This window comes from Thauera sedimentorum (genome assembly GCF_014489115.1).
GTDB classification, from domain to species: Bacteria; Pseudomonadota; Gammaproteobacteria; order Burkholderiales; family Rhodocyclaceae; genus Pseudothauera; species Pseudothauera sedimentorum.
Genome location: NZ_JACTAH010000002.1, coordinates 1,395,048 through 1,408,576, shown reverse-complemented (window position 1 = coordinate 1,408,576; position 13,529 = coordinate 1,395,048). Strand labels below are relative to the sequence as shown.

15 protein-coding genes are annotated in these 13,529 nt (G+C 67.1%); 6 read left to right on the top strand and 9 right to left on the bottom strand.

Annotation, left to right across the window (positions count from 1 at the left end):
- Positions 1-3: 3 nt before the first annotated feature.
- Genes mlaD through IAI53_RS16445 form a run of 3 tightly spaced genes read right to left on the bottom strand, consistent with a single transcriptional unit; the run spans position 4 to position 2,077 of the window.
- Positions 4-471: an outer membrane lipid asymmetry maintenance protein MlaD gene (gene mlaD / locus IAI53_RS16455; RefSeq protein WP_187719219.1), complete on the bottom strand. Its 468-nt coding sequence runs from the start codon at positions 469-471 to the stop codon at positions 4-6.
- Positions 468-1,262: a lipid asymmetry maintenance ABC transporter permease subunit MlaE gene (mlaE, locus tag IAI53_RS16450; RefSeq protein ID WP_187719218.1), complete on the bottom strand. Its 795-nt coding sequence runs from the start codon at positions 1,260-1,262 to the stop codon at positions 468-470. Before mlaE ends, mlaD begins: the two co-directional genes overlap by 4 nt.
- The gene (locus IAI53_RS16445; protein ID WP_187719217.1) at positions 1,259-2,077 is read right to left on the bottom strand and encodes an ABC transporter ATP-binding protein; all 819 of its coding nucleotides are present in this window, start codon (positions 2,075-2,077) and stop codon (positions 1,259-1,261) included. Before IAI53_RS16445 ends, mlaE begins: the two co-directional genes overlap by 4 nt.
- 205 nt (positions 2,078-2,282) lie before the next feature.
- On the opposite strand from IAI53_RS16445, the gene IAI53_RS16440 reads away from it, so the two are divergent.
- The 6 genes from IAI53_RS16440 (at position 2,283) to IAI53_RS16415 (ending at position 6,656) form a co-directional block, all read left to right on the top strand.
- Positions 2,283-3,278 carry a KpsF/GutQ family sugar-phosphate isomerase gene (locus IAI53_RS16440; RefSeq protein WP_187719216.1) on the top strand — a complete coding sequence of 332 codons (996 nt, stop codon included), beginning with the start codon at positions 2,283-2,285 and terminating at the stop codon, positions 3,276-3,278.
- Positions 3,278-3,799 (top strand): KdsC family phosphatase, encoded by a 522-nt coding sequence (locus IAI53_RS16435; RefSeq protein WP_187719215.1) that lies wholly within the window; start codon positions 3,278-3,280, stop codon positions 3,797-3,799. The genes IAI53_RS16440 and IAI53_RS16435 overlap by 1 nt, the downstream gene beginning before the upstream one ends.
- A gap of 3 nt (positions 3,800-3,802) precedes the next feature.
- A complete protein-coding gene (lptC, locus tag IAI53_RS16430; RefSeq protein WP_187719214.1) occupies positions 3,803-4,384 on the top strand; it encodes an LPS export ABC transporter periplasmic protein LptC in 582 nt (193 codons plus the stop codon).
- Positions 4,381-4,932, top strand: a complete 552-nt coding sequence (gene lptA / locus IAI53_RS16425; protein WP_187719213.1) for a lipopolysaccharide transport periplasmic protein LptA — start codon at positions 4,381-4,383, stop codon at positions 4,930-4,932. Before lptC ends, lptA begins: the two co-directional genes overlap by 4 nt.
- A 51-nt stretch (positions 4,933-4,983) precedes the next feature.
- Positions 4,984-5,760: an enoyl-CoA hydratase gene (locus IAI53_RS16420; protein ID WP_187719212.1), complete on the top strand. Its 777-nt coding sequence runs from the start codon at positions 4,984-4,986 to the stop codon at positions 5,758-5,760.
- Between the two features lie 335 nt (positions 5,761-6,095).
- Positions 6,096-6,656, top strand: coding sequence for a phasin family protein (locus IAI53_RS16415; RefSeq protein WP_187719211.1), 561 nt, complete (start codon positions 6,096-6,098; stop codon positions 6,654-6,656).
- 70 nt (positions 6,657-6,726) lie between these two features.
- Here the strand turns inward: IAI53_RS16415 and IAI53_RS16410 are convergent, their stop codons facing one another.
- From IAI53_RS16410 to IAI53_RS16385, 6 genes are read right to left on the bottom strand one after another with little or no spacing between them, the layout of a single operon-like run.
- Positions 6,727-7,530, bottom strand: coding sequence for a lysophospholipid acyltransferase family protein (locus tag IAI53_RS16410; RefSeq protein ID WP_187719210.1), 804 nt, complete (start codon positions 7,528-7,530; stop codon positions 6,727-6,729).
- A 48-nt stretch (positions 7,531-7,578) separates the two neighbouring features.
- Positions 7,579-8,112, bottom strand: a complete 534-nt coding sequence (gene gmhB, locus IAI53_RS16405) for a D-glycero-beta-D-manno-heptose 1,7-bisphosphate 7-phosphatase (protein ID WP_187719209.1) — start codon at positions 8,110-8,112, stop codon at positions 7,579-7,581.
- Positions 8,113-8,122: 10 nt separating this feature from the next.
- The gene (gene glyS, locus IAI53_RS16400; protein WP_187719208.1) at positions 8,123-10,222 is read right to left on the bottom strand and encodes a glycine--tRNA ligase subunit beta; all 2,100 of its coding nucleotides are present in this window, start codon (positions 10,220-10,222) and stop codon (positions 8,123-8,125) included.
- The gene (gene glyQ, locus IAI53_RS16395) at positions 10,222-11,133 is read right to left on the bottom strand and encodes a glycine--tRNA ligase subunit alpha (protein WP_187719207.1); all 912 of its coding nucleotides are present in this window, start codon (positions 11,131-11,133) and stop codon (positions 10,222-10,224) included. Before glyQ ends, glyS begins: the two co-directional genes overlap by 1 nt.
- Positions 11,134-11,179: 46 nt before the next feature.
- Entirely contained in the window at positions 11,180-12,670 is a 1,491-nt protein-coding gene (gene lnt, locus IAI53_RS16390; RefSeq protein ID WP_187719206.1) for an apolipoprotein N-acyltransferase, read from the bottom strand.
- On the bottom strand, positions 12,670-13,515 hold the full coding sequence (locus IAI53_RS16385; RefSeq protein ID WP_187719205.1) for a CorC family transporter: 846 nt from the start codon (positions 13,513-13,515) through the stop codon (positions 12,670-12,672). The genes lnt and IAI53_RS16385 overlap by 1 nt, the downstream gene beginning before the upstream one ends.
- Positions 13,516-13,529 lie beyond the last annotated feature (14 nt).

The following is a 13,529-nucleotide window of genomic DNA, read 5'->3' as shown; positions in this document are numbered from 1 at the left end:
CGCTCAGTTGGCCGGCGTTTCGGCTGCACGGTTGTAGAGGAACTGGCCGATCAGCTTCTCGAGCACGACGGCCGACTGGGTGATCTGGACGGCGTCGCCATCGGCCAGCATCTCGATGTCACCGCCCGGCTCCAGTCCGACGTACTGCTCGCCGAGCAGGCCGGAGGTGAGGATGGTGGCGATGGTGTCGCGCGGGAAGGGGTAGCGCGTCTCGACGCGCAAGCTTACCACCGCACGGTAGCGCTCCGGATCGAAGCGGATGTCGGCCACCCTGCCGACCACCACCCCGGCGCTCTTGACCGGCGCGCGCACCTTGAGCCCGCCGATGTTGTCGAAGGGCGCTTCGATCACGTAGGTGGGCAGGTTGTTGAAGCCGGCGAAATTGCCCACCTTCATCGCCAGGAAGAGCAGCGCGGCGAAGCCGATCGCCACGAAGAAGCCGACCCACAGGTCGAGCACGGTACGGCTCATGATTGACCCCGGAACATGAAAGAAGTCAGTACGAAATCGAGCGCCAGGATGGCCAGCGCGGAACTCACCACGGTGCGCGTGATGGCGCGCGACACGCCCTCGGCGGTGGGCGTGCAGTCGTAGCCCTCGAACACCGCGATCAGCGACACCGCGATGCCGAACACCACGCTCTTGATGACGCCGTTCATGATGTCGTAGCGGAAATCCACCGCCGCCTGCATCTGCGACCAGAAGGCACCGCCATCGACGCCGATGAACATCACCCCGATCAGCCAGCCGCCGAAGATGCCCATGGCGGAGAACAGCGCGGCGAGCAAGGGCATGGAGATCACCCCGCCCCAGAAGCGCGGCGCCACCACGCGCGCCAGCGGGCTGACCGCCATCATGTCCATGGCCTTGAGCTGTTCGGTGGTCTTCATCAGGCCGATCTCGGCGGTCACCGCGGAGCCGGCGCGGCTGGCGAACAGCAGGCCGGCCACCACCGGGCCGAGCTCGCGGGTAAGCGACAGCGCCACCAGCACGCCGAGCGCCTCGCTCGAACCATAGCGCTGCAAGGTCTCGTAGCCCTGCAGGCCGAGCACCAGGCCGACGAACAGCCCGGACACCAGGATGATCAGCAGCGACAGCACGCCGGAGAAGTAGATCTCGCGTATGGTCAGGTGCAGCCGGCGGAAGGACTGCCCGGAGTACAGCAGCACCAGCATGAAGAAGCGCGCCGCGAAACCCAGCCGCCAGACGCCGTCGATCACGCGCGCGCCCATGCGGCGCAGCAGGTCGAGCACCCGGGTCATCCAGCCACCCCGCCCAGCAGGCTGGCTTCCAGCGGGTCCGCCGGATAGTGGAAAGGCACCGGCCCGTCGGCCTCGGCATGCACGAACTGGTGCACGAAGGGGTCGCTGGAGGCGCGGATCTCGTCGGGCGTGCCCTGGGCGACGATGCGCCCGTCGGAGACGAAGTACACGTAGTCGACGATCTCGAGCGACTCGTGGATGTCGTGGGTGACCATGATCGAACTCGCGCCCAGCGCGTCGTTGAGGCGGCGGATCAGCTGGCCGATCACCCCGAGCGAGATCGGGTCCAGCCCGGCGAAGGGCTCGTCATACATGATCAGCATCGGATCGAGCGCAATCGCGCGCGCCAGCGCCACCCGGCGCGCCATGCCGCCGGAGAGCTCCGCCGGACTGAGCGCCTCGGCACCGCGCAGTCCCACCGCGTTGAGCTTGAGGCGCACCAGGTCGCGCACCAGTTCCGGCGGCAGGTCGGTGTGCTCGCGCAGCGGGAAGGCGACGTTGTCGAACACCGACATGTCGGTGAACAGCGCACCGAACTGGAACAGCATGCCCATGCGGCGGCGCAGCGCGTAGAGCTCGTCGCGCGACAGCTGCGCCAGATCCTGCCCATCGACCTCTATGCTGCCGGCGGAAGCCCGCAGCTGACCGCCGATCAGACGCAGCAAGGTGGTCTTGCCGCAACCGCTGCCGCCCATGATCGCCACCACCTGCCCGCGATGCACGGACAGGTCGATGCCGCGCAGGATCTCGCGCTCGCCATAGGCGAAACGCACATTGCGCAGGCATACAAGTGAACGATTGGAGGCGTCAGACACGGTGGTCGGTTTCGGGGCTGGTTTGGGAAACGGACGAGTTTACCAGAGGAGGTGTAACGCCCTTGTAACTGGTGTTGCATTGCACACAACGACACAATTTCGGCTCACGGTGGAACACCGGGGCCGGGGAAAGCGCTCTGATATAATTCGTCGCTTGCGCCGTCCGCTGCGGGAGCGCGCCTCCCGCCCACTCGAACACCCTGCCATGCCCGAAACCTCCAACCCTCAACCCGCCACCCGAGGCGCCGCCGCCCTGGCCAGGCGCGTGCTGCGCATCGAGGCCAGCGCCGTCGCCGCTTTGGCCGATCGCGTGGGTGAGGAATTCGAGCGCGCGGTCGCGATGATCCTGCAACGCACCGGGCGGGTGATCGTCACAGGCATCGGCAAATCGGGCCACATCGCCCGCAAGCTGGCCGCCACGCTGGCGAGCACCGGCACCCCGGCCTATTTCGTGCACGCCGCCGAAGCCGCTCACGGCGATCTCGGCATGATCACCGCCGAGGACGTGGTGATCGCGCTGTCCTACTCCGGGTCCAGCGAGGAACTGCTCACCATCGTCCCGCTGGTGAAGCGCCAGGGCGCACGCCTGATCAGCATGACCGGCAATCCCGCCTCGCCGCTGGCGCGCGAGGCTGACGTCCATCTCGACACCGCGGTGGCCGAAGAGGCCTGCCCGCTCAACCTGGCCCCCACCGCCAGCACCACCGCGGCGCTGGCGCTGGGCGACGCGCTCGCCGTGGCCCTGCTCGATGCACGCGGCTTCGGCGCCGAGGACTTCGCCCGCTCGCACCCGGGCGGCGCGCTCGGCCGGCGGCTGCTGACCCATGTGCGCGACGTGATGCGCGCGGCCGGCAGCGTACCGGCGGTGGCCAGCGACGCCAGCCTGAGCGATGCGCTGCTGCAGGTCACCCGCGGCGGCATGGGGATGACCGCGGTGGTCGATGTCGACGGCCGTCCCCTCGGCATCTTCACCGACGGCGATCTGCGCCGCGCGCTGGAGAAGGGCTGCGACGTGCGCACCGCGCGCCTGGCCGAACTGATGACCCGCAACCCGCACACCATCTCGCCCGACGCCCTGGCGGTCGAAGCGGCGGAGATGATGGAGCGCCTGCGCATCAGCCAGCTGATCGCGGTCGATGCCGACGGACGGCTCGCCGGTGCGCTCACCACCCACGATCTGATGCAGGCCAAGGTCATCTGATGCAGGCTCCTCGCTCCCCCGCCAACATCCGCCTGATGGGCTTCGACGTCGATGGCGTGCTCACCGACGGCAGCCTCTACTTCACCCCCAACGGCGACGAGATCAAGGCCTTCTCCAGCCTGGACGGCCACGGCCTGAAGATGCTGCAGGCCGCCGGCATCGAGGTGGCGATCATCAGCGGACGCAGTTCGCGTGCGCTGGAGCTGCGCGCCGCCAACCTCGGCATCGCCGAGCTGCACATGGGCGTCGAGGACAAGCGCGCCTGCCTCGACACCCTGCTCGCCCGCCGCGGCCTTGCGCGCGAGCAGGCCGGCTACATGGGCGACGACGTCGTCGACCTGCCCATCCTGCGCGCCTGCGGCTTCGCCGCAACCCCGGCCGACGGCCACAGCTTCGTGCGCCGCCATGTCGACTACGTCGCCCGGCGCGGCGGTGGCCGTGGCGCGGTGCGCGAGGTCTGCGACCACATCCTCGCCAGCCAGGGCCGGCTGGACGCCATGCTGGCCGCTTACCTTGCCTGAGCGATGAACATCCCCGCTCATCGCCTCTATCCCATCGTCGCACTGACGCTGCTCGCCGGCGCCACGCTGTGGCTGGCTCGGATCAGTGCACCGGAGGAGGAGCGCGTGCCGCTGATCGAACGCGGCAAGCCCGATTTCGTCGCCGTGAACAGCCGACTGCTCAGCTTCGACGCAAGCGGTCGGCAACGATACGAACTGCTTGCAGACCGCATTACCCGCTATCCCGGCACCGACGTGACCGTGTTCGACAACCCGCGCCTTCATCAGGAGTCGAATGGTCGCCGACTCCAGTTGACGGCGGACACCGCCGAAGCCTTCCGGGAAGGGGAAGAGCTACTGCTACGCGGCAACGTACGCGGGCGCCGCAGCGGACTAGCCGGCGAGCCTGACGCCACCTTCGTATCCGAGACGCTCAGGGTATGGCCGAACGACGAACGCGCGCGCAGCCGCAGCCCGGTCGTCCTCACCCGCGGCAACACCGTCATCCACGCCAACGGATTGAAGGCAGACAGTATTTTCGGGACGCTGCTGCTCGACGGCAGGGTCAATGCCACCATGCCGCGCCGCGGCCGGAACACGCCATGAAACGCATCCTCGCCACCACCCTGCTCAGCCTCGCTGCCGCGACCTCGCCGGCTCTGGCCGAACGCGCCGATCGTGAGCAGCCGGTCAACATCGAAGCCGACCACGTCACCGTCGACGACCGCAACAAGACCCATGTGTTCGAAGGCAAGGTGGTCCTCAGTCAGGGTACGCTGCAGATCCGCGGCGACAGGCTGGTGGTCACCCAGGGCGCCGACGGTTTCCAGACCGGCGTCGCCACCGGCACCGATGGACGCCTCGCCACCTTCCGCCAGCGCCGCGAGGGCACCAACGACTATGTCGAGGGCGAAGCCGAGCGCATCGAGTACGACAGCCGCACCGAGCGCGCCAAGCTGTTCGTCCGCGCCTACGTCAAGAGCGGCGGCGACGAAGTGCGTGGCAACTACATCGAATACGACGCGCTGAGCGAGAACTACGTGGTCACCACCGCGCCGGGCAGCGGCGGACAAGCCAGCGGCGGACGCGTGCGCGCAGTGATCCAGCCCAAAGGCTCCGCGGCGCCGGCCGAAGCTCCGGCAGCCGGTCGATAACAACCCACAACAGCCACAACAACCGTAACAGGCGCAACACAAGGAGACTGCATGAACTACGAGAACATCCTGGTCGAAACCCGCGGCCGCGTCGGCCTGATCACCCTCAACCGCCCCAAGGCGCTGAACGCGCTCAACGACACCCTGGTCGATGAGATCGGTCACGCGCTCGACGGCTTCGAGGCCGACGAAGGCATCGGCGCGATCGTCATCACCGGCTCGGAGAAGGCCTTCGCCGCCGGTGCCGACATCGGCGCCATGGCGAACTTCTCCTACATGGACGCCTACAAGGGCGACTACATCACCCGCAACTGGGAACGGGTGAAGACCTGCCGCAAACCGGTGATCGCCGCGGTGGCCGGCTTCGCCCTGGGCGGCGGCTGCGAACTGGCGATGATGTGCGACATGATCATCGCCGCCGATACCGCCAAGTTCGGCCAGCCGGAGATCAAGCTGGGCATCCTGCCGGGCGCCGGCGGCACCCAGCGCCTGCCGCGCGCAGTCGGCAAGGCCAAGGCCATGGACCTGTGCCTCACCGCCCGCTTCATGGACGCCACCGAAGCCGAACGCGCCGGCCTGGTGGCCCGCGTGGTGCCCGCCGACAAAATGCTCGACGAAGCCCTGTCTGCCGCCGAGACCATTGCCGGCTACTCCCTGCCGGTGGTCATGATGATCAAGGAATCGGTGAACCGCGCCTTCGAGGGCAGCCTCAACGAAGGCCTGCTGTTCGAACGCCGCGTGTTCCACTCCGCCTTCGCGCTGGACGACCAGAAGGAAGGCATGGCCGCCTTCGTCGAGAAGCGCAAGCCCGAGTTCAAGCACCGCTAACTGCGGACCTGCTCCCGATCACGGCCGGCCCTGCGCCGGCCGTTGTCATTTCAGCGCAACACCGCCGCTCCATGCTATCCACGCGGCCGCGGCACCGAAGACCCAGGATGGGTAGTCCCGGCAATGACGAACGCTCTCCGAGGGGCGCAACACGGGGAATAGTCAGATTCGTGTAAGCAATTGAATCTGATAATTGAAACCAGATGCTGCGATGCACAACATCGAGCTTGACTTGATGTACTCGGCTTCTATAATCCGACGCATGATGCACCGCAACAAATCATCCGATCCGTTGCCGCATTCACGATAGTCCGTATCCAACGAAGGAGAATCACATGTTTGCTACCCCCGAGCAGTTCGCCGCCACCAACAAGGCCAACATCGAAACCCTGCTGACCCTGGCCAACACCGCCTTCGCCAGCGCCGAGCGCCTGGCCGCGCTGAACCTGAACACCGCCCGCTCGCTGCTGGAAGACGGCGTGAGCAACGCCAAGGCCCTGCTGGCCGTCAAGGACGCCCAGGAGCTGGTGAGCCTGCAGACCTCCCTGGCCCAGCCGCTGGTCGAGAAGGCCGTCGCCTACGCGCGCAACGTCTATGAGATCACCTCCCAGAGCCAGGAAGAAGTCTCCAAGCTGCTGGAAGGCCAGGTTGCCGAACTGAACAAGGGCGTCGCCTCCGCGCTGGACAAGGCTGCCAAGTCCGCCCCGGCCGGCTCCGACGTCGCCGTGGCCGCGGTCAAGTCCGCGATCGCCGCCGCCAACAGCGCCTACGACAGCATGAGCAAGGCCGCCAAGCAGGTCGCCGAGATCGCCGAAGCCAACGTGGCCGCCGCGACCAACGCCACCGTCAAGGCCGTGAGCACCACCTCCAAGGCTGCCGCCAAGAAGGCTGCCTGATCACCGGCACCGCTTGAAAAGAAACGGCCCCGCCTCGGCGGGGCCGTTTTTCTTTGCGCTGCCGGCCGGCTCAGGCGCCGCCCGTTCCCTGCTCGGCCGAAGAGGCCCGGCCGCCTTTGTCCCGCTCGCTCAGGACGACGGCCTGGCCGCCGTTCCCGGCGTAATGGTGAGGAAACAGGCGGAGCATCTCGTTCTCGATCCAGGTCTCGGCTTCGGTATTGATCGCCTCGACCTTCCGCCCCTTGACCTCGATCGCCGGCCCGATGCTGACGACGATCTCGCCGGGGCGCTTCAGGAAGGCATTGCGTCGCCAGAACTCGCCGGCGTTGTGCGCCACCGGCACCACCGGAACCCCGGCGCGGCGCGCGAGGAAGGCCCCGCCCATCTTGTAGCGGCGCGTCGTGCCAGGCGCCACACGGGTGCCCTCGGGGAAGACCACCACCCAGTAGCCTTCCTTCAGGCGCTGCTTGCCCTGCTCGACCACCTGCGCCAGCGCGTCCTTGCCGGCCGAACGGTCGATCGCGATGCCCGGCACCTGTGCCAGCCCCCAGCCGAAGAAGGGCACGCGCAGCAGCTCGCGCTTGAGCACGAAGCACAGCGCCGGGAAGATCACCTGCAGGGCCATGGTCTCCCAGGCCGACTGGTGCTTGGAGAGGATCACCGCCGGTCCGGGCGGGATGTTCTCGCGGCCGATCACCCGGTAGCGGATGCCCAGCAGGTGCCAGACGAACCACAGCACCAGCGGCGCCCACGAGGTGATGATGCGGTGGCGCATGCGCGGCGGCAGTGGAAAGGTGAGGAAGCCGAACAGTGCGTACGGCGGAGTGACCACCGCCAGCACGAGGGCGAACAGGATGGAGCGAAGGACGATCACGGAATCACGCAACTCTGAAACGGGCGGACGGAAACGGCCGGTGGCGGATCATGCGGTGAGGTCCGCCACCACGGTCGCGAGGTCGGGATAGATCTGCGTCTCGGGCGGCAGGGCCGGATCGTCCCGCGTCTTCTGCCCCTTGCCGGTCAGCACCAGATAGGGCTTGCCACCCACCTCCAACCCGGCCTGCAGGTCGCGCAGGCTGTCACCCACCACCGGCACGCCGTCGAGCGGGATGTTGAAACGCTCGGACACCTGCTGAAGCATGCCCGGCTTCGGCTTGCGGCAATCGCAGGTGGAGTCGGCCGCATGCGGACAGAAGAAGATCGCGTCGATGCGTCCGCCGACCTGGGCGAGGCTCTTGACCATCTTCTCGTGGATCGCGTTCAGCGTGTCCATGCCGAACAAGCCGCGGCCCACCCCCGACTGGTTGGTCGCCACCACCACCCGCCAGCCCCACTGGTTGAGCTTGGCGATCGCCTCCAGCGAACCCGGTATCGGCCGCCATTCATCCGGTGACTTGATGAACTGGTCGGAGTCGTAGTTGATGACGCCGTCACGGTCGAGGATGATCAGCTTCATCGCGCCCGCCTCAGGCCGACAGGCGGGAGATGTCCGCCACGCGGTTCATCAGCCCGGCCAGCTGGTTGAGCAGCGCCAGGCGGTTGGCGCGGGTCAGCGGCTCCTCGGCCATCACCATGACGCCGTCGAAGAAGCGGTCTACCGCGTCGCGCAGGCCGGCCAGCGCGCACAGCGCGTCGGTGTAGTCCTCGTTGTCCACATGCGAGCGCACCAGCGGGGCGACCTCGACGACCTGGTGGAACAGCGCCTTCTCGGCCTCTTCCTGCAGCAGGGCGATGTCCGGCTCACCAGGCGTGCCTTCGGCCTTCTTCAGGATATTGACGATGCGCTTGTTGGCCGCGGCCAGCGCCTCGGCCTCGGGCAGCGCGCGAAAGGCTTCCACCGCGGCGAGCTTGGCCGGCACCAGGTCGATGCGCGCGGGCCTGAGCGCCAGCACCGCGTCGATCACCGCCCCATCGCGCCCGCCCTCGCGCAGCAGGTGCCTCAGGCGTTCGAGCATGAAGTCCTGCAACTGCGCAGCAAAGCCCTCGGCGTTCAGCAGGCCGGGCTTGAAGCCGGCCGCGGCGGCCGCGATCAGCGCCGGCAGTTCCAGCGGCAAGGGGGTTTCCATCAGGATGCGCAGCACGCCGAGCGCGGCGCGGCGCAGCGCGAAGGGGTCCTTGTCGCCGGTGGGCACCATGCCGATGCCGAAGAAGCCGACCAGCGCGTCGAGCTTGTCGGCCAGCGCCACCGCCGCGGCCACGTTGCCGGCCGGCAGCGCGTCGCCGGCGAAGCGCGGCTGGTAGTGGGCCTGAATGGCGTCGGCCACCACCTCGCCCTCGCCGTCGGCCAGCGCGTAGTAGCGCCCCATGATGCCCTGCAGTTCGGGGAACTCGCCCACCATGTCGGTGACCAGGTCCGCCTTGGCCAGGCGCGCGGCGCGCTTGGCCGCACCGACATCGGCGTTCAGGCGGGCGGCAATCTCGCCGGCCAGCGCCTCGAGGCGCTCGACACGCTCAAGCTGGCTGCCCAGCTTGTTGTGGTAGACCACCGGCGCCAGGCGCGGCAGGCGGGCCTCGAGCTTCTGCTTCTTGTCCTGCTCGAAGAAGAAGCGCGCGTCCGACAGGCGCGGGCGTACCACGCGGGCGTTGCCGGCGACGATGTTCACCGGGTTGGCCACGTTCATGTTGGAGACGATCAGGAAGCGGTTCTGCAGCCGCCCCTGCGCGTCGAACAGCGGAAAATACTTCTGGTTGGCGCGCATCGTCAGGATCAGGCATTCCTGCGGCACGGCGAGGAACTCGGCCTCGAACTCGCCCACGTACACGGTGGGATGCTCGACCAGGGCGGTGACTTCATCCAGCAGATCGGCGTACTCGCCCAGCTGCGCGCCCTGGCGGGCAGCTTCGGCCACCAGTTGCGCCTCGATGTTGGCGCGTCGCTCGGTGAAGCAGGGAATCACCTTGCCTTCGGCGAGCAGGGTGGGCTCGTAGGCCTCGGCGGTGGCGATATCGATCTCGCCGCGGCTCATGAAGCGGTGCCCGCGGGTGGTGCGGCCGGAGTCCAGGTCGAGCACACGACCCGGCACCACCTCGGCGCCGTGCAGCAGGGTGAGCTTGTGCACCGGGCGCACGAAGGTGGCATCGCCGTCGCCCCAGCGCATGACCTTGGGAATCGGCAGGGCCTTCACCGCGTCCTGCACGATGCCGGCCAGCACCTCGGCAAGCTTCGCCCCCGGCACCAGCGCGGTGTGGAACAGGGCTTCGGCCTTGCCGTCGATGCGGCGCTCGAAACCGGCCACTGCATCGGCCGGGATGCCCTTGGCCTCCATCTTCTTGAGGAGCGCAGGCGTGGGTTTGCCGTCGGCATCCAGCGCCACCGAAACCGGCATCAGCTTCTCGGTGACCTCCTTCGCTGCCGCTTCGGCCGCCACGTCGGCCACGGTCACCGCCAGGCGGCGCGGGCTGGCGAAGCTGCGCCCGGCCACATCGGCCGCGGCCAGGCCCTTGGCCTTCAGGCCTTCGACGACCTTCGTGGCGAAGGTCTCGCCCAGGCGCGGCAAGGCCTTGGGCGGCAGTTCCTCGGTGAGCAGTTCGACCAGCAGGGTCGCGCGATGGGTGGTGGCGCTCATCACACGGCCTCCTTGTTGTTCAGCATCGGGAAGCCGAGCGCTTCACGGGATTCGAAATAGGCCTGCGCCACCGCACGCGACAGGTTGCGGATGCGGCCGATGTAGGCGGCGCGCTCGGTCACCGAGATGGCGCCACGGGCGTCCAGCATGTTGAAGGTGTGCGCGGCCTTGAGCACCATCTCGTAGGCCGGCAGGGCCAGGCCCGCTTCCATCAGGCGCTTGGCCTCGGACTCGTAGTTGCCGAACAGCGAGAAGAGGAAATCGACGTTGGAATGCTCGAAGTTGTACTTCGACTGCTCGACCTCGTTCTGGTGGTACACGTCGCCGTAGGTGACTTTCGAGCCGTCCGGGTACACCGCCCAGGTCAGGTCGTAGACGTTCTCCACGCCCTGCAGGTACATGGCCAGGCGCTCCAGACCGTAGGTGATCTCGCCCAGCACCGGCTTGCAGTCCAGCCCGCCGACCTGCTGGAAGTAGGTGAACTGGGTCACTTCCATGCCGTCCAGCCACACTTCCCAGCCCAGACCCCAGGCGCCCAGCGTGGGGTTCTCCCAGTCGTCCTCGACGAAGCGGATGTCGTGCACATTGGGGTCGATGCCCAGCGCGCGCAGGCTGTCCAGGTAGAGTTCCTGGATGTTGAGCGGCGAGGGCTTCAGGACCACCTGATACTGGTAGTAGTGCTGCAGGCGGTTGGGGTTCTCGCCGTAGCGGCCGTCCTTGGGACGGCGCGAAGGCTGTACGTATGCGGCGTTCCACGGCTCGGGGCCGATCGCGCGCAGGAAGGTGGCGGTGTGGGAGGTACCCGCACCCACTTCGAGGTCGTAGGGCTGGAGCAGCACGCACCCACGGTCGCCCCAGAACTGCTGGAGCGTCAGGATGACTTGCTGGAAGGTCGGATTCTGGAGGGACATGGTCTCGGGCGGCAGGCGCCGCGCTGCGAACGCAAAGAGGTGGATTTTACTGGCATTTGGCAGCGCGCGGGCGGCACGTCATGCACCCGGCGACGAGCATCCCGTACAGCCCCGCCAGCAGGACTACCGGAGCGTCTCCCCACCGGGCATACGGCGTGAGGCCGTGATGAGCACGGACTTCGGCGTGCAGGATGCCGCGCGTCATCGCCGGCAGCACACTCTGAATGCCCCCATCGGGGCGAATCACGGCAGTCGCGCCAGTATTGGTCGCCCGCAGCATCGGCCGGCCGGCTTCCAGAGCACGCATACGGGCTACCTGGAGATGTTGAGGCAAGGCCAACGAGTCGCCGAACCAGGCGAGATTGGACATATTGAGCATCAGGCCCGCTTCGGGCAACGCTGCGCGCAGCTCGTCGCCGAACAAGTCCTCGAAACAGATATTCACCGCCACTTTCTGCCCACCCAGCAGCATCGGTGGTTGCGCGGTCGCTCCGCGCACCTGATCCGACATGGGTATATTCACCAAGCGATACACCCAGCCAAACAGTGGCGGTGAGAACTCCCCGAATGGCACCAGATGGTGCTTGGCGTAATGCTGGCCGGGCGAAGCTCCGAGACTGATCGCCGAGTTGAGCACCCCGCCGGCGCCATCCGTCGTGAAGGTGCCGAGAATCAGATTCGCCCCCGGCTCACGCAGCGACTCGGCAAGCAGATCAAGATAGCCTTCCGGCAGGTGGTGTATGAGCAGCGGCGCGGCGCCTTCGGGCAAGACCACCAAGTCAGCCTGGCTCGCAGCAACCATTTCGACATTGACGCGCAACCATTCCCGAAGATGATCGGGCCGCCACTTCAGGTCTTGCTCGATGTTGGTCTGAAGCAGCGCCACCCTCACGAACTCCCCAGTCGGGGCGGTCCACGCAACCCGTGTCAGCAACACCCCCCCAGAAAGCACCAACCCAAGGGTCAGAACGGCGGGCAAGGCCGTGCGTAAACGGCGCCATGGCGAGAACGCCAGCAACCCACTCAGGAGCGCCAGCAGGCCGCCGACGCCGTAAACGCCAAGCAGAGGGGCAAAGCCAGCCAGCGGACTGGGCGGCGTCTGCGTATAACCCACGGACAACCAGGGGAAGCCGGTGAAGACCCAGCCGCGCGCCCATTCCATCAACAACCACAACGCGCCAAACAGGACGGACTGAGCCATTACTCCAGCCGGTCGCAGGCGGACAAAGAGCGCGCCGGCGATCGCCGGAAAGATCGCCAGAAGTGAGCAAAACAGCAGGATGGCAAGCGCGGCCAGGGGAACGGGCATGCCGCCATAACGCTGGAGCGCGATGAAAAGCCAAGAAACGCCGACCAGAAAAGCGCCCAACCCCCAAGCGAAGCCCAGCACGAAACCACGACGCCCTCCTCGCGCCTGCCCCAGAAGGAAGGCAAGCGCGGCAAGTGAAACGAGGGCGAGGGGGAAAATGCCGAAAGGCGCATGGGCCAGTACCGAGGCGGCACCAGCCACAAAAGCCAAAAGGACGCGGGTTCGCATCAGCCGCCGACGATCTCCGCCGGTGAGCTGTTGCGCTCGACCAGCAGGGTATGCACCCGCCGGCTGTCGGCGCGCAGCACCTGTATCTTCAGGTTCTCCACGGCGATGGCTTCGCCGCGCTTGGGCAGGCGTCCGAGTTGGCGGATCACCATGCCGCCGACGGTATCGTATTCCTCATCGGACAGATGGGTGTCGAAAGCCGCATTGAAATCGACGATCTCGGTGGTGGCCTTGACGCGGTAGCGCCCCTGGCTGTCGAGGCGGATGTTGTCGCCGATCTCGTCGAAGTCGTACTCGTCCTCGATGTCGCCGACGATCTGCTCAAGCACGTCCTCGATGGTGACCAGTCCGGCCACGCCGCCATATTCGTCCACGACGATGGCCATATGGTTGCGGCTCACGCGGAACTCGCGCAGTAGCACGTTGAGGCGCTTGGATTCGGGTACGAAGACCGCCGGACGCAGCATGTCGCGCAGGTCGAACTCGCGGCCGGCGAAGTAGCGCAGCAGGTCCTTGGCGAGCAGGATGCCGGCCACGTCGTCCTTGCCCTCGCCCACCGCGGGGAAGCGGGAGTGCGCGGTATCGATGACGAAGGCGGCGATGGTTTCAATGGGGTCGTCCAGGTGGATCACATCCATCTGGGCGCGGGGGATCATCACGTCGCGCACCTGCATGTCGGACATCTGCAGGGCGCCCTCGATGATCGAAAGGGCATCGGCATCGAGCAGGTTGCGCTCGAAAGCCGAGTGGAGCAGCGCGAGAAGTTGTTCGCGATCTTCCGGTTCGCGCGTCAGGAGGGCCGAAAGTCGCTCGAGTAATGAGGGTTTACTAGGGGAACTGTCCATGTTGGGTGGCAGGT

Bases quoted from the DNA above. Each gene is read 5' to 3' on its own strand.
- gmhB (WP_187719209.1), bottom strand. From the start codon at position 8,112: ATGAAGCTGATCATCCTCGACCGTGACGGCGTCATCAACTACGACTCC.
- IAI53_RS16385 (WP_187719205.1), bottom strand. From the start codon at position 13,515: ATGGACAGTTCCCCTAGTAAACCCTCATTACTCGAGCGACTTTCGGCC.
- lnt (WP_187719206.1), bottom strand. From the start codon at position 12,670: ATGCGAACCCGCGTCCTTTTGGCTTTTGTGGCTGGTGCCGCCTCGGTA.
- IAI53_RS16415 (WP_187719211.1), top strand. From the start codon at position 6,096: ATGTTTGCTACCCCCGAGCAGTTCGCCGCCACCAACAAGGCCAACATC.
- glyS (WP_187719208.1), bottom strand. From the start codon at position 10,222: ATGAGCGCCACCACCCATCGCGCGACCCTGCTGGTCGAACTGCTCACC.
- mlaD (WP_187719219.1), bottom strand. From the start codon at position 471: ATGAGCCGTACCGTGCTCGACCTGTGGGTCGGCTTCTTCGTGGCGATC.
- IAI53_RS16435 (WP_187719215.1), top strand. From the start codon at position 3,278: ATGCAGGCTCCTCGCTCCCCCGCCAACATCCGCCTGATGGGCTTCGAC.
- lptC (WP_187719214.1), top strand. From the start codon at position 3,803: ATGAACATCCCCGCTCATCGCCTCTATCCCATCGTCGCACTGACGCTG.
- mlaE (WP_187719218.1), bottom strand. From the start codon at position 1,262: ATGACCCGGGTGCTCGACCTGCTGCGCCGCATGGGCGCGCGCGTGATC.
- lptA (WP_187719213.1), top strand. From the start codon at position 4,381: ATGAAACGCATCCTCGCCACCACCCTGCTCAGCCTCGCTGCCGCGACC.
- glyQ (WP_187719207.1), bottom strand. From the start codon at position 11,133: ATGTCCCTCCAGAATCCGACCTTCCAGCAAGTCATCCTGACGCTCCAG.
- IAI53_RS16440 (WP_187719216.1), top strand. From the start codon at position 2,283: ATGCCCGAAACCTCCAACCCTCAACCCGCCACCCGAGGCGCCGCCGCC.
- IAI53_RS16420 (WP_187719212.1), top strand. From the start codon at position 4,984: ATGAACTACGAGAACATCCTGGTCGAAACCCGCGGCCGCGTCGGCCTG.